Source organism: Serratia sp. CC22-02 (assembly GCF_900182895.1).
In the GTDB taxonomy this organism is placed as follows: domain Bacteria; phylum Pseudomonadota; class Gammaproteobacteria; order Enterobacterales; family Enterobacteriaceae; genus Serratia; species Serratia nevei.
In genome coordinates, this window is the sequence record NZ_FXUD01000002.1 from 614199 (window position 1) to 629198 (window position 15000).

Here is a 15000-nt window from a genome sequence, read left to right on the forward strand (position 1 = left end):
AATAGTATAACTGGCTATATAGTAACAGTTTAAACCCTGTTCCATACTGCGGCCATCATAATCGCTGGAGGTGGTATGGAACATTCATTATCTCGTGAACGGCAGGCATTGCCCGGCCTGCCGGTGCTGCTGTTAGGCGGCTTCGTCACGGTGTTCGATCTGTTTGTGGTCAACGTGGCGGCGCCGGTGATCCAGCGGCAGTTCGCCGCCGATTTCGCCGGTGTTGGTTTGATCGTCGCCGGCTATGAACTGGCGTTCGGGGTGCTGCTGATCGCCGGTGGGCGCCTGGGGGATCGCTTCGGGCGCCGGCGTCTGTTCAGCCTCGGCATGTTGGGATTTACGCTGAGCTCTCTGCTGTGCGGGCTGGCGGGATCGCTCAACCTGCTGATCGCGGCGCGTATCCTGCAGGGGGCGGCGGCGGCGCTGCTGTTCCCGCAGATCTACGCCTTGATGCGGGTGCTGTACGCGCCGCAACAGCGGCGGCGCGCCTTCGCCTGGCTGGGCATGACGCTGGGATTGGCGGCGATCTTCGGCCAGATCCTCGGCGGATTTATCATCGAGGCCAACCTGTTCGGCAGCGGCTGGCGCATGATCTTTTTGATCAATTTGCCGATCGGCGCGCTGGCACTGTGGGCGGCGCGGCGCATTCCCGAATCGCGGGTGGCGCAGGCGCAGCGGCTGGACGGCGTAGGCCTGTGGCTGGCGGCGATCGGCCTGTCGCTGTTGCTGCTGCCGCTGCTGGAGGGGCCGGCGCGCGGCTGGCCGTGGTGGATAGCGCCGATGCTGGCGTTGGCGATGGTGACGCTGTGGAGCTTCCTGCGTTGGGAGCGCCGTCTGGCGCGGCGCGGCGGCGATGCGGTGCTCGATCCGGCGCTGTTACGTCAGGCAGACTTCGCGCCGGGCATGGCGGTGGTGCTGGCGATTTATGCCACCGCCTCCTCGTTTTTCTTGTGCTTCGCGCTGCTGCTGCAGGCGGGGGCGGGGCTGACGCCTTTTCAGGCGGGCAGCCTGTTCGCCCCGGCCAGCGCGGCCTTTATGCTGGCGTCGATGCTGGCGCCCCGGCTGGCGCTGCGTTGGGGCAACGGCGTACTGAGCGTGGGCGTGGCGATTTACGCCGCCGGGTTGGCGCTGTTGATGGCTCAGGCGCTGTGGGGCGCGGCGCTGGCGCATCCGCTGCGGCTGCTGCCGGGGTTGGTGGTGCTGGGATTCGGCCAGGCGCTGAGCATGACGCCGCTGCTGAATCTGGTGCTCGGTTTGGCGCAGGAGCGGCAGGCGGGCATGGCGGCGGGCCTGGTTGCCACCGTGCAGCAGGTGGGAGGTGCGCTGGGCATCGTGGTCAGCGGCGTCGGCTTCGTGCCGCTGCTGGCAAACGGCGGCGCGGCGGAACGCTATGCGCAGGCCTTTGCCGGCGCCATGGTATTTAATCTGTTGGCGATGGGCATTGCCCTGATCTTGCTAAACCGGATCACTCGAAATAGTCAGAAAGCGGATCTTAAGTAGGCCGCCAGCGGGTGCTTTACTGTGGTCATCATGAGAGAGCGTAAGGAGCCACACTGATGTTTCAACCCGCCGCATTTCGCGAAGACGATCTGGATGCCCAACTGGCGCTGGTGCGCGCCCACCCGTTGGGGCTATTGGTCAGCCACGGCGAGCAGGGATTGACGGCCGATCCGCTGCCGTTTCTGGCCGATGTCGAACAGGGGCAGATCCGGCTGCGGGCGCACCTGTCGCGCGCCAACGAGCACTGGCGGCGGCTGCAGCAGGCGGCGGAATGCCTGGTGATTTTTCAGGGTTTGGAAGGTTATGTGTCGCCCGGCTGGTACCCAAGCAAGCGCCAGACCGGCAAAGTGGTGCCGACCTGGAATTACAGCGTGGTGCAACTGTATGGCGTGCCGACGGTAATGGACGACCCGGCCTGGCTACGCCGCCAGCTGATCGACCTGACGGCGCAACAGGAGGGGCGCCGCCCGGCACCCTGGCAGCTCGACGACGCGCCGGCCAACTACATCGCCGCGCAGCTAAAAGGCATTGTCGGTATCGAGATCGCCGTCACCCGGCGCGAAGGCAAATGGAAGATGAGCCAAAACCGCAGCGCCGACGATGCCGATGGGGTGATCGCCGGGCTGCGCGAAGGGGATGAAACGCAGCGGCGGCTGGCGGCGGAGGTTGAGCGGCGGCGCGGATAGGGTATGCTAACCGAAGAGTGAGCAAGGGGAACCTTCGGATGGATTACACCAAAATTATCAAAGAAATAGGCCGCGGCAAAAATCATGCGCGCGACCTGGACCGGCAGACCGCTTTTGAGCTGTATCAGGCGATGCTGGCCGGGGCGGTCCCCGAGCTGGAGCTGGGCGGCATTCTGATCGCGCTGCGCATCAAGGGTGAGGCCGAAGAGGAGATGCTGGGCTTCTACCAGGCGATGCAGCAGCAGGTGTTGCCGCTGCAGGCGCCGCAGGGGCGGCCATTGCCGGTGGTGCTGCCGAGCTACAACGGCGCGCGCAAGCAGGCCAACCTGACGCCGCTGCTGGCGCTGCTGCTCGCGAAAGTGGGCCTGCCGGTGGTGGTGCACGGCGTGCTGGACGACAGTACCCGCGTGACCAGCGCCGAGATTTTCCGCGCCCTGGGGCTGCCGTGGTCGGAACAGGCCGTTCACGCCCAGCAGCGTCTCGATAACGGCGAGGTGGTATTCATGCCGGTTTCCACGCTGTCGGCGCCGCTGGCGCGGCAGCTCGGGTTGCGTTGGCGCATGGGGGTGCGCAACAGCGCCCATACGCTGGCCAAGCTGGCGACGCCGTTTGGCGAACAGGATGCGCTGCGCCTCGCCAGCGTCTCACACCCGGAGTATGTCGGCCGGGTGGCGTCGTTTTTCCGCCAGATCGGCGCCCGCGGGCTGTTGATGCACGGCACCGAAGGCGAAGCCTACGCCAACCCGCTGCGCTGCCCGCAGATTCATTATATTGCCGGCGGCGAACAGCGCGTGTTGCTGGAGCGCACCTTGCAGGATGAAACGCCGACGTTGCCGGCGGCGAAAGACGCGGAAACCACCGCGCGCTGGACCGAGCGCTGCCTGGCGGGCGAGGTGGCGATCCCGCAGGCCATCCAGCGGCAGATCGCCTGTTGCCTGGTGGCCGTCGGCGAGAGCGAGACGCTGGAACAGGGGCTGCAGCGCCTGCATCAGGCCTGAGCGCGACTATACTGGGATATTTCCTCATCGGCTGAGAAGGACGGTTATGCAACAGGCTCTCGATTACTTCAATCAATTGAACCAGGATTACCTCGACGTACACCGCGCCAAAGAAGAGCTGTTCTGGCAAAACTACATGGGCACCGGCGGTGAAGACGTGTCGGCGCGCTTTTCCGCCGCGGAAAGCGCCTATAAGCGCTTTATCGCCGAACCGCGCCGGCTGGCGGAGATCCGCAATCTGCTGGCCGGATTGGAAACGCTGCCGCAGGAGGCGCAGCGCGATGCGCTGATCCACGGCCTGCAAGGCTGGCTGCGTTTCTTCGACTGTAACGCCATTGAAGATCCGCAGGCGCAGGCGCTGTTGGATCAGATCATCCACGCCGAATCCGATCTCTACTCGCGCCGCAAGGGCTACCAGGTCACGCACCTGAACGCCGAGGGCCAACGGGTGGCTGCCTCGCTCGGCGAGCTGTTGACCAACCAGGCGACCAACCCGAACGAAGACTATCGCCGCAGCTCGCAGCGGGCGCTGCGCGATCTGGAGCAATGGCTGCTGCATAACGGCCTGCCGGAGCTGATTGGCTTGCGCAACCGCTTTGCGCGCCAGATGGGCTATCGCAACTATTTCGACTACAAGGTGAACAAAACCGAGCGCATGACGCCGGAGCAGCTGTTCGCCATTCTGGATCGTTTCGAGCGGGAAACCCGCGAGGCCAACGCGCGCAGCCTGCAGCAGCTGGCGGCCGACAAGGGCAGCCAGGCGCTGGAGCCGTGGAACGTGCGCTTCGCCAGCGCCGGCGACGTCACCCGTCAACTGGATCCTTACTTCCCGTTTTCTCGTTCGCTGGAACGCTGGGTCGACAGCTTCAAACGCCTGCACATCGGCTTTGGCGGCGCCGAGATGAACCTCGATCTGCTGGTGCGCAAAGGCAAGTATGAGAACGGCTTTATGCACGGCCCGGTGCCGCCGTTTGTGCGCCAGGGGGAATGGGTGCCGGCGCGCATCAACTTCACCAGCCTGGCGCAGCCGGGGCAGGTGGGCAGCGGGGCTTACGGGCTCAACACCCTGTTCCACGAGGGCGGCCATGCGGCGCACTTCGCCAACATTCGCCAGAATGCGCCGTGCTTCTCGCAGGAGTTCCCACCGACCTCGATGGCCTATGCCGAAACCCAGTCGATGTTCTGCGACAGCCTGCTGGACGACGCCGACTGGCTGAAACGCTATGCGAAAAACGCCGCCGGCGAAGCGGTGCCCGATGCGCTGATCGAAGCCGGCATCGCGGCGCGCCAGCCGATGCGCGCGTTTAACGAACGCCATATCCTGCTGGTGCCGTACTTCGAGTGGGCGCTGTATCAGTGGGATGATGAGCAGCGCACGCCGGAAGCCATCACCGCGCTGGCGCGCGAGGTCGAGCAAAAGATCCTCGGCATCAGCGGCAGCCCGCGCCCGACGCTGGCGATCCCGCATCTGCTGTCGCTGGAGTCTGCCTGCTCTTACCAGGGCTATCTGCTGGCGATGATGGCGGTGGAACAAACCCGCCAGTTCTTCCTGCAGCGCGACGGTTACCTGACGGACAACCCGGCCATCGGCCCGGATCTGGCTCAACACTATTGGCTGCCGGGCAACAGCGTCAGCCATGACGACACGCTGCGCAGCCTGACCGGCGAAGGGTTCAACCCGGACTCTCTGGCGCAGGCCTGTAACCAGACGGTGGCGCAGGCGTGGCGCGAGGCGCAGCAGACCATGGCCGCAGCCGCCGCGCGCCCGCAGCCGCCGGCGGATTTCGATTTGGAGGCGCACATTCGGGTGGTGGACGGCGAGACGGTATTGGCGGACAACGCCGACGGTGACGAACGGATGTGCCGCGACTTCGCCGCGGCGATAGAGGCACGTTTGGTTTAAGGCTGACAATAAAATCCACGCGGCAGCGTGGATTTTATTTAATGGTTAAAACCGGGCGTTATTTTATTCGAAATAGACGTCGGGATTATCAGCCAGGGACACGAAGCTCTTGGTGTTTCTGTCCAGCGTACGAATTTCGCCGCTTTCGATGTCGTACACCCAGCCGTGCAGGCGCAGCCCGCTGTTGCGCAGACCCACCGCCACAGAAGGGTGGGTTTTGATATTATTTAGCTGGGCGATAACGTTCTCTTCCACCATAGCGTTAACTTTGTCTGTTTCGCTATTCCAGGTTTTCTTCTCGACCACCGCTTTGGCCGCATCCGCGTAGTGCAGCCAGTGGGCAACGGCAGGCATGGGATCGAGGCATTGGCAGGACGCGATAGCCTTCATGGCGCCACAGTTCGAGTGGCCACAAATCACGATATCAGTCACGCCCAGCGCCACCACCGCGTATTCGATAGTCGCAGAAACCCCACCCGGCTCCGGGCCAAAGGAAGGGACGATGTTACCGGCGTTGCGGATAACGAACAGTTGCCCAGGCTCTTGCTGCGTCACCAGCTCGGGCACCAGGCGGCTGTCAGAACAGGAGATAAACAGCGCTTTAGGATTTTGGCTGGAGGCCAGGCTGCGAAAGAGTTCCTTACGCTGCGGGAAAATCTCTTTCTGGAAACTGAGGAAACCTTCAATAATATGTTGCATACAACGCTCTCTGCATCTGTAGTCTGCGTAACATGATAATCATCCTCTCCCGTTAGTCCAGCAATGGGGTGGTAAAAAAATGTGTGCTCATCCCCCCTGCAAACCCCATTAAATACGGGGTTTCTACCCGTTTTCGGCAGCATTGTCCGGTTCGTTTACGCGTGGGGTGCTGAAGAAGCGGACAGTAAGAAACTCGCTGTCTTGCCTGTTCGGCGCTAACGATGAAACCGTGTTACGGTTGTTCATCCAAGAGCCGCGTAACCCTAAGGCAATGAAATGAAAAAACTGACTTTTTTAGTGGCGTTGGTATTACTGAGCGGCTGTGTGCAGGAGCGTCCCTGGTTCTATCCGGCAAATGTCAGCGTTAAAAACAATCGCGTATGCATTAGCGTGCCGGACGATATTGCCGGAAAACGCGAGCTGGTGGGCATCGGAATTTATCAACCGGGGGTCGGCGGGAAGGCGGAATGGTCCACTTCTGTTGCGCCAGGTCAGCAACCGATAGCGGTCATGCCAGGCGAATGCTTGGCGGTGGCTTTCGACGGGTTCCAGATTGGGCATAGCTATTCGGTTGAGATTGCGACGGTCGGCAATGCGTCAAATGAGGCGCCGCGCAAATATTGGACTGAATTTACATTGGTTGCTGACAAAGCAGACGGTAAGAAACTCGCTGTCGTACCCATTCAGCGCTAATGCACTTGAACATAAAAAAAGCCCGCCGGGGTGATAGCCGGCGGGCTTTTTGACGTCTGGGGCGGTGATTATTTGTAGATAACCGCGGTGGCGTGCATCAGGTTGTTACCGCTGGTGGAGGTGATGGTGAAGGCCTTGGCGCCTGCCGCATCGGCTTTGGCGGCCAGTTGAGACTTCAGGCTGCTCAGGTCGGTCGCGCCGCTGGCGACGATCACGCCGGCTTTTTCGAATTGGGCGGCATCTTGGGCGCTGACGTGCTCAGCGGCGAAAGTGGTGAAAGAAACGGTGGCCAGGGCGATAGCAGCAGCAAAAGTTTTGATGGTTTTCATGTTCGTCATTCCTGTCAAAGTGAATTAGGGAGAAAGGGGGTTGCCTTTCGATGGGAAGATTATTGCGCAGTGACAGGCGGGATGAAATCGGAGAGTGTTGATGGTTTTGTTCATATTTTTTGATTATTTATTCCCCCGTTCATCTTCTGCCTAAACGGGGGGAGACGATCAGCGCGTCGGGCGCGCCAGATCGAAACGGTGCTGTTCGGAAATGCCATAGTAGGCGGTCGGGCCGCCGGCACGCAGGATCGGTTCGGCGGCGGCGGTCTGGTAGACGCCGTGTTCGTCCAGCAGCGCCGGATCGAGGTGCACCGCCACCACCTCGCCCAATACCAGCCAGGTTTCCACCTGTTCACCGGCGGCGGTTTGCAGCTGAATGCACTGGGTCAGGCGGCATTCGAAGTTCACCGGGCTTTCGGCCACGCGCTCGGGTTTGACCCTGCGCCCGGGCAGCGGCGTGACGCCGGCGAAGGCGAATTCATCCTCGCCGCGCGGCAGGTTGATGGCGCTGTTGTTCATCGCTTCCGCCAGCGGGCGCGTCGCCAGATTCCAAACGAACTCGCCGGTTTCCACGATATTCGCCACGCTGTCTTTCCAGCCAGTGCTGGCGAAACCGATGATGGGCGGGCGATAGTTGAAGCAGTTGAAAAAGCTGTAGGGCGCCAGATTGCGCAAGCCGGCGGCGCTGCGGGAAGAGATCCAGCCGATGGGGCGCGGGCCGACGATGGCGTTCAGCGGATCGTGCGGCAGGCCGTGGCCGGCGGCGGGTTCATAATAATAACGAGATTCACGGCTCATGGGGGACCCTGTGGCAATCGATGAAGCTTTCATTGTGCCGGGTTTCCCGCCGCTGCGCCATTGCGGGCGGGATGTGTTATCTTACGCGTCGGAAATACCTTCAAGAGAGCCCGTCACGGTGGAAAAAAAGAAAACCTTCCCGCAGCAGAAAAGCGGCCTGCATCCGCGCAACCGTCATCGTTCGCGCTACGACTTCCCGGCGCTGATCGCCAGCTGCCCGGCGCTGGCGCCGTTCGTGAAGCCGAACGCCTGGGGCGATGTCTCGGTGGACTTCGCCGATCCGGCGGCGGTGAAAATGCTCAACCGTGCGTTGTTGCAACACTTTTACGGCATTGAACACTGGGATATTCCGGCGGACTACCTGTGCCCGCCGATCCCCGGCCGCGCCGATTATCTGCACCACCTGGCGGATCTGCTGGCGACCAGCAACGGCGGTGAGATCCCGCGCGGCAAGGGTGTGGCGATCCTCGACGTCGGCGTCGGCGCCAACTGCATCTACCCGATCGTCGGCCTGCGCGAATACGGCTGGCGTTTCACCGGGTCTGAAATCGATCCGGTGTCGCTCAACTCGGCCAAGATGATCGTCGAGATGAACCCGACGCTGCGTAACAGCGTGCGTCTGCGGCTGCAAAAACAGCCTGAGCTGATTTTTAGCGGCATCATCGGCGCGGCCGAGAAATTCGACGCCACCCTGTGCAACCCGCCGTTCCATGCGTCCGAGCAGGAAGCGCGCGCCAGCACCCGCCGCAAGCTGCACAAATTGGGCAAAGGGGAAGTGGCCGCCAAGCCGGTGCAAAACTTCGGCGGCAAGAACAACGAGCTGTGGTGCGAAGGCGGCGAAGAGGCCTTCGTGCGCAAGATGGTGGAAGAGAGCGTCGGCAAGGCCAATAACTGCCTGTGGTTCACTTCGCTCATCTCGAAAAACACCACGCTGCCGGCCATTTATCATGCGCTGAAGGTGGCGGGCGCGGCCGAGGTGCGCACCATCGAGATGGCGCAAGGGCAGAAGATCAGCCGCTTCGTCGCCTGGACCTTCCACGACGCCGAGCAACAGGCCGCCTGGGCAGCCGAACGCTGGCGCTAACCCTTCCGGCGCCGGTTATCCTGCCGGCGCCGACAAAAATCCGCATTTTACCTTTCAATTTTCATCACTTACGTTATTCTCAATACGGGTTTAGTAATAAAAATCTTAGGCTGTTGGTTTATTTAAATTCTAATAATTACTTTACTGAATAAATAAATTTAATCCGGTTAATAGCAATAACCAGAAGGAACGGCGCTGCCCGTTCCTTCCGCGATGGCACGTCTGCGTGTGGGCGCGGCATGTGGCCAGGCAAAAATAAGAAAAGCGCCATCATCTGCCACAAGGACTACACCTTATGCTGTTACGATTCAGTCAGTTAACTACCCACAAAGGCGCCGAGCTGAGCGCGATAGAACACGCCGTTCCGATGATCGTCTTCTCGCCCGACGGCACGGTCTTGCGCGCCAACGATCTTTTCCTCAGCACGCTGGGATTTCAACGCGATGACGTGATTGGCCGGCATCACCGTATTTTCTGCGATCCGAACTATGTCGCCAGCCCGTTATATCGCAAGCATTGGGAGACGCTGAATAAGGGGCAACCCATCACGGACACCATAAAGCGCATCGCGAAAAACGGCGAGGCGGTATGGCTGCAGGGCACCTACGCGCCGGTGCTGAATAAACAGGGTAAGGTGGTGGAAATCGTCAAGATCGCCAGCGAGGTGACCGAGCGAGTGACTCAGGCGCAGGAACACCGCAGCCTGCTGGCGGCGCTGAATCGATCGATGGCGATGATCGCTTTCACGCCGCAGGGCACCATTGTCAGCGCCAACGACAATATGCTGGCGCTGATGGGCTATCGGCTGGAAGAGGCGTGCGGGCAGTCGCATGCGGTGCTGTGCCCGCCGGCGTTCGCCGCTTCCGACGATTATCGGCGGCATTGGCAGCGCCTGGCGCGCGGCGAGTTCATCACCGGGCGTTTTGAGCGTCTCAACCGGCGCGGCGAACGGGTATGGCTGGAGGCCAGTTACAACCCGATCCTCGACAACGAAGGCCAGGTGGTGAAAGTGGTGAAGATTGCCCAGGACATCACCCGGCTGATGCAACAGCAGCAGCACGAAGAAGAGATGGTGCGTAACGCGCATCATCTGTCGCTCGATACCGATCGGCAGGCGGCGCAGGGCGCGATCATCGTGCAGCAGGCGGTGAAAGGCATGCAGCAGGTCGAAGCGGCGGCGCGCGAAACCTCGGACGTGGTCACCGAGCTCGGTAAGTGTTCTCAGCAGATCGGCACCATCGTCGAAGCCATTCGTAAAATCGCCTCCCAAACCAACCTGCTGGCGATTAACGCCTCGATCGAAGCCGCCCATGCCGGTGAGCACGGGCGCGGTTTTGCGGTGGTCGCCAACGAAGTGCGCACGCTGGCGGAACAGTCGCGTAAGGCGGCGACCGAGATTGAGCGCATGACCAAGTCTATCCAGCAAGGCGTGGCGGCGGCGATTGCCGGCATGGCAACCTGCGTAGAGCAGGCCGGCGGCGGCGTGGCGCTGACCCACGATGCCGGGGAAGTGATCAACCAGGTCAACATCGGCATGCACGACGTCGTGAAACTGATGCAGGCGTTTACGTCGGTGAAGCAGGGCGACGCGCTGCACTGAGTTTTCACCACGCCGCCCGCCGAAAACAGGGGCGGCGTTTTTATCTTCCCGCCGATTCACACGCCGTTGAGCCGTGGTTCAATTTTACCGGCCTATGCTATCCTTAAATGTGAACGAACGTTCGTTCATTAATGTTTATTCGATGGCGCCAGGCGCCCCCCTTCACCGTTTCGGGAGTTGTCGATGGGAAATCGAGAAAAGATTGTCAAGGCCGCGCTGTACAGCTTTACCCATAAGGGATTTCACCAGACCAGCATGCGGGATATCGCGCAGGCGGCGGGCGTCAGCGTCGGCAACCTCTATAACCACTTTACCGGCAAGGAGGCGTTGATCGGCGAGATTGCGCTGCTGGAAAACGGCGTATTCACCGAGTTTGCCGCCGGATTGTGGGCCGACAGAAAGCGGCCGAAGCAGGCGCTGTCGGCCTTTTTTACCGCCTATCACGCTTTTGTCGCTGAGCCGGCCAATGTGCAGCTGTCGGCGGAGATCGTGGCGGAGGTGGCGCGCAACCCGGCGTTGGCCGAGCCGTTCGGCGCCAACCAGCGGCAGCTGATTGAGGCGCTGGCGACGGTTATCGCCGAAGCTCAGCAAACCGGTGAGATTGCACCGGCGATAGCGCCGTTACCGCTTGCGCAGCTGGTGTTGGACGTGATCGAAAGTCAGGCCTGGCGGCAGGCGATCTTTGCGTCGTCCGCGCCGGAGGAGACCACGCCGGTGCGGCTGTTGGAACAGCTGCTCTACCGGCATCCCTAGTCGAGGTGGATATGCTGCACATTGAGCCGTACCACGATGCTGACCGCCTGCAAACGGCGGCGCTGATCTACGCTGCGTTCTGCGACAAGTTCCAGCGCGCGCGCCGTCTGAGCCCCCGCCTTCAGTGGCGTCTGTTCTATCGGCTGTGGCGTTGGAAGCAAGGCGGCAGCCGGGAGCGCAGCTTCGTGGTGAAGCAGGATGAACAGGTGGTGGCGGCCTTTGCCCTCAATGCGGCCGCTGGCGAGAACAACGCCGGGCGGCGTCCGCATGCCTTGCCGATTTGGCGGCTGTGCCGCTGCTATGGTTGGCTGAACGTTTGGCGCATGTATCTGCAAATGGCGGTGTTGCGGCACACCCCGGCGGCCGATGAACTGTATCTCTCTTACCTGGCGGTGGACGAGAATCAGCGCGGCAAAGGGGTGGGCAAGCGGCTGCTGCAGTGGATGAACGACTACGCTGCCGGGCAGGGTTCGGGGCGGCGCCTGAGCCTGCACGTCAGCCGGCGCAACGTGGATGCGCTGCGCCTGTATCGGCGCTGTGGTTTTCAGGTGCGGCGAGAAGAGCATTACGCTGCGTTGGGATGGCTGTTCGGTCAGGCCGACTGGGTGTTGATGGAGAGACTCTGCGGGGAGGCGACGTGCGCAAAATAGGACTGTGCAGTGTGGTGCTGTTTCTGCTGGCTCTCGGGTGGGTCATTTTCGTCAACGACTTTCGCTTCGTCACCGAACCGATCACGGTGATCGCCGGCGGCAACCGGCTGACCGGCACGCTGGTGTTGCCGCAGCATGCGCCGGTCAAGCCCGGCGTTGTGGTGTTCGTGCACGGCGATGGGCCGGCTAACGCCAGCCGCGACGAAGGCTATTTCGGCATTTGGGAGGCGATGGCGCAGCAGGGCTACGCGGTTTTATCCTTCGATAAGCCGGGCGTTGGCGGCTCGGGCGGCAACTGGCTGCATCAGACCATGGCGGATCGTGCGCGGGAAACCGCCGATATCATCGACTGGGCCCGGCGAGACGGGCGCTTCGATGCGCGCTGCGTGGGGCTATGGGGCACCAGCCAGGCGGGGTGGGTGATGCCGGAGGTGGCGCGTTTACGCCCCGATATCGCCTTCACGCTGGCGCTGGCGCCGGCGATCAACTGGCTGCGGCAGGGGCGTTACAACACCCGCGCGGCGATGGCGGCGGCGGGGGAAGATGAAGCGAAAATCCAGGCGCGCGAAGCGCACTGGCGCCATATCCAGACGCTGCTCGAGCAACCGGACGGCTACGCGCAGTACCGCCGCGAGTATGGCTCCGCCGCATTGAGCGCCGACCGCTGGCGCTTTATCCGCGCCAACATGGCCAGCGACGCGACGGCGGGGTTGCGGAATTTCAACACGCCGGTGCACCTGATCCTGGGCGGGCGCGACGTCAACGTGGACGCGGACGAAACCGAGCGCGTGTATCGGCAAACGATCCCGGCCTCGCTGCTGACGGTAACGCGCATCGACGAGGCCGACCACGTGATGATCAAACCGCTGTTCGCCCGCCATCCGTGGCTGATCAACGTGGTGGGCCTGTTTGCGCCGCGCTCGGTGCAATACGACGCCTACCGACAGGACGTGGCGGCCTTCCTGGCCGCTCAGCCCTGCGGGCGCGGGCGCTAACTGCCGGGAGCCGCGGGCGGTGCCTGTTCTTCGTGCGGCTGCGGCGCGCGGGAGATCTGCATCGCCTGCTGAGGCATGCCGATGCCGGCCCGATCGAAATGGATTTTCACCAGCCGATCGAGGGCGTATTGCACCACCCACTGTTTCAGCGCCTGCGTGCGCACCGTCACGCGGGTGGTGAACGAGCGGTCACCCAGCGCCACCACGCCGTTGAAGACCGGCTCGCCAATCAGGAAATGTTTCACCTGTTCATCCTGCTTCAACGCCGCGACGGCCTGATGCAGCACCTCATTGACCCGATCGATGTCCTCGTCGCGGCTGACGGTATAGTTGGCGCGATACACCCCGAACTCTCGCGCATAGTTGGCCAGCGTAGTGATCGAGGAGTACGGCACGATGTGGTAGACGCCGTAGTCGTCGCGCAGGCCGATCGAGCGGATGGTCATGCGCTCCACGGTGCCGGTGATGCCGCTGACGGTGACGTATTCGCCGGTGTTCATGCCGTTTTCGAACTGGATGAACACGCCGGTAATCACGTCTTTCACCAGCGTCTGGGCGCCGAAGCTGATAGCCAGCCCCAGCGCGCCGGCGCCCGCCAGCAGCGGCGCGATGTTCAGCCCGACCTGCGACAGCACGATCATCACGGTAATGGTGCTGATAACGATAGCCAGCACGTTGCGAAACAGCGTCAGCAGCGTGCGTTCGCGCGCGCTCGGCCGCACGCCGTTGCTGAGCTCCAACGCCAGGCGGTGCTCGATGATGCTGGCCATCAGCGTCCAGCTGAAGACGGCGATCAGCAGGATCAGCAGGATATGCACCAGCCCGCCGAGCGTCCGCTGGCCATTTTCGCTGCCTGCCCACTGGTACAGATTAATCAGGTGCCAGGCGTCAAGCAGGAACAGCGTCACCGCCAGCACCACCATCACCCGCAGTATCTTCAACCCGTTAGGAATATAGGAGTTGATGCGCCGCTCAAGCATCGGATAGCGCAGATTGACGTCGGTCGGCAGCGAAATGCGGCGGAAAATCCAGCGGGTCAGCATGCCGGACAGCAGAGCGCCGACGCCGACCACCAGCAGGCTTTTCACCGTGGCGCTCATCATAAAGCGCAGGCTGTTGCCGATGTCGAACTGGGACAGCACGAACAACACCAGAAAATAGGCGATCGCCAGCAGGTGCCAGATATGCCCCAGGCCGCGCAGGATCACGCTGAAAAACGCCATCGACCGTTCGGCCAGCAGGTTGATCTGTTGCTGTATCGGCTTGCGGTTGTGCAGGATCAGCCAGATGGCATACAGCGTCAGCGCCAGCATGACCACCAGGTTGACGGCGGCGGCGGCCGGGTAGCTGATCTGCACCGCCACCACCGGCACCACCACCATCAGGCCGTAGCCGATCAGCCCGCTGAGCCAGGCGAGACGCGTGTTCCAGTAGCGCGCGCTCGGGTCGCTGAAGGGGAAGGGGCGCAGGTAGTCGAAGTTGGGGGCGAAAATCAGCCGCAGCACCGCCTTGAAGAACTCAATCACCGCGAAGGCGCTGAGAAACAGGGTCTGCAGCCGCAGAATGGTGGCGCTGTCGGCGTGGACGTGGCGGGCGAACAGGTTGCCCGCCGCCAGCGCCAGCAGCAGCACCAGCAGATCGACGGCGAAAGCGCCGAGAATGGCGGCGGGGCGTTTATACCACGGGCCGCGCTGCAGCCGGGCGTTGTGCCCCCAACTGCCCATGCGCTTGTACAGCGGCGCGATCAGCCGCCGGATCAGGTGGAACAGCGCAAAGGTGACCGCCACCGTCAGCAGAAAGTAGCCCAGCGCGCGGAAAAAGCCGGCGGGATTGAAAACGCGCTTCGGGCCGGAATCGATCAGCTTTTGCAGCGCGCCGAGCTTCTGGTTAAAGGTGCCGATGCCTTCCTGCGCCAGCGAGTTCAGGCTGTCGCTCAGCGTCGCCGGCGTTGATTCTTCCGCCGTTGCCGGGGCGGTGGCGGGGGCGTCGCCGGCGGCCTGTTTCAGGTGGTTGATGAGTTCCGCGCGCGCTTTGTCGTCCTGCAGCAGATCGGCCAGCGCGGCGTAGGTGGCTTTCTGCTGATCGCTTTTGTCGGTGGGCGCGGGCGGTGCGTTTTGCGCCAGGGCCGGTGGTGCGAAGACGTTCAGGGTCAGCAACAGCAGCAGGAAAAGCAGGTGTTCTCGCAGATGAGAACCTCGTCGGGAGTCTGCGTTTGGCGGCATTGTTCCTCTCTTTGGCGTTCTGTGATCGGCGGATGTAAAAGCAATACGATGAAAAACAATCAATATAGTAGGAAAGATGGCGCGCTGGGG

At 62.2% G+C, this 15000-nt stretch carries 14 protein-coding genes; 10 read left to right on the plus strand and 4 right to left on the minus strand.

Annotation, left to right across the window (positions count from 1 at the left end):
- Positions 1-75 precede the first annotated feature (75 nt).
- Genes QOL81_RS09855 through QOL81_RS09870 form a run of 4 tightly spaced genes read left to right on the plus strand, consistent with a single transcriptional unit; the run spans position 76 to position 5087 of the window.
- Positions 76-1500 carry an MFS transporter gene (locus tag QOL81_RS09855; RefSeq protein WP_060432142.1) on the plus strand — a complete coding sequence of 475 codons (1425 nt, stop codon included), beginning with the start codon at positions 76-78 and terminating at the stop codon, positions 1498-1500.
- A 56-nt stretch (positions 1501-1556) separates the two neighbouring features.
- On the plus strand, positions 1557-2186 hold the full coding sequence (locus QOL81_RS09860; protein WP_283439792.1) for an FMN-binding negative transcriptional regulator: 630 nt from the start codon (positions 1557-1559) through the stop codon (positions 2184-2186).
- A 38-nt stretch (positions 2187-2224) separates the two neighbouring features.
- Complete coding sequence (ybiB, locus tag QOL81_RS09865; protein WP_283439793.1) at positions 2225-3184, plus strand: DNA-binding protein YbiB; 960 nt, start codon at positions 2225-2227, stop codon at positions 3182-3184.
- 46 nt (positions 3185-3230) lie between these two features.
- The gene (locus QOL81_RS09870; RefSeq protein WP_283439794.1) at positions 3231-5087 is read left to right on the plus strand and encodes a M3 family metallopeptidase; all 1857 of its coding nucleotides are present in this window, start codon (positions 3231-3233) and stop codon (positions 5085-5087) included.
- 63 nt (positions 5088-5150) lie between these two features.
- Here the strand turns inward: QOL81_RS09870 and QOL81_RS09875 are convergent, their stop codons facing one another.
- Entirely contained in the window at positions 5151-5786 is a 636-nt protein-coding gene (locus QOL81_RS09875; RefSeq protein WP_004939270.1) for a carbonic anhydrase, read from the minus strand.
- 276 nt (positions 5787-6062) lie between these two features.
- On the opposite strand from QOL81_RS09875, the gene QOL81_RS09880 reads away from it, so the two are divergent.
- Positions 6063-6479 carry a putative T6SS immunity periplasmic lipoprotein gene (locus QOL81_RS09880; protein WP_060421244.1) on the plus strand — a complete coding sequence of 139 codons (417 nt, stop codon included), beginning with the start codon at positions 6063-6065 and terminating at the stop codon, positions 6477-6479.
- Positions 6480-6547: 68 nt separating this feature from the next.
- Here QOL81_RS09880 and bhsA read toward each other — a convergent pair whose 3' ends face one another.
- Together bhsA and QOL81_RS09890 are read right to left on the minus strand one after the other, a co-directional pair.
- Positions 6548-6808, minus strand: coding sequence for a multiple stress resistance protein BhsA (bhsA, locus tag QOL81_RS09885; RefSeq protein ID WP_015377148.1), 261 nt, complete (start codon positions 6806-6808; stop codon positions 6548-6550).
- A 168-nt stretch (positions 6809-6976) separates the two neighbouring features.
- The gene (locus QOL81_RS09890) at positions 6977-7606 is read right to left on the minus strand and encodes a flavin reductase family protein (RefSeq protein ID WP_283439795.1); all 630 of its coding nucleotides are present in this window, start codon (positions 7604-7606) and stop codon (positions 6977-6979) included.
- A gap of 118 nt (positions 7607-7724) precedes the next feature.
- On the opposite strand from QOL81_RS09890, the gene rlmF reads away from it, so the two are divergent.
- The 5 genes from rlmF to QOL81_RS09915 all read left to right on the plus strand — a co-directional run bounded on the left by rlmF (position 7725) and on the right by QOL81_RS09915 (position 12688).
- Positions 7725-8690 carry a 23S rRNA (adenine(1618)-N(6))-methyltransferase RlmF gene (gene rlmF / locus QOL81_RS09895; RefSeq protein ID WP_169318174.1) on the plus strand — a complete coding sequence of 322 codons (966 nt, stop codon included), beginning with the start codon at positions 7725-7727 and terminating at the stop codon, positions 8688-8690.
- Positions 8691-8985: 295 nt separating this feature from the next.
- Positions 8986-10290, plus strand: coding sequence for a methyl-accepting chemotaxis protein (locus QOL81_RS09900; RefSeq protein WP_049272509.1), 1305 nt, complete (start codon positions 8986-8988; stop codon positions 10288-10290).
- A 183-nt stretch (positions 10291-10473) separates the two neighbouring features.
- Positions 10474-11043, plus strand: coding sequence for a TetR/AcrR family transcriptional regulator (locus QOL81_RS09905; protein ID WP_283439796.1), 570 nt, complete (start codon positions 10474-10476; stop codon positions 11041-11043).
- Between the two features lie 11 nt (positions 11044-11054).
- A complete protein-coding gene (locus QOL81_RS09910) occupies positions 11055-11693 on the plus strand; it encodes a GNAT family N-acetyltransferase (protein ID WP_283439797.1) in 639 nt (212 codons plus the stop codon).
- Complete coding sequence (locus QOL81_RS09915) at positions 11681-12688, plus strand: alpha/beta hydrolase family protein (RefSeq protein WP_100396093.1); 1008 nt, start codon at positions 11681-11683, stop codon at positions 12686-12688. Before QOL81_RS09910 ends, QOL81_RS09915 begins: the two co-directional genes overlap by 13 nt.
- Here QOL81_RS09915 and ybiO read toward each other — a convergent pair.
- A complete protein-coding gene (gene ybiO / locus QOL81_RS09920; protein ID WP_283439798.1) occupies positions 12685-14910 on the minus strand; it encodes a mechanosensitive channel protein in 2226 nt (741 codons plus the stop codon). The two genes, QOL81_RS09915 and ybiO, sit on opposite strands and share 4 nt — an antisense overlap.
- Positions 14911-15000: the final 90 nt, after the last annotated feature.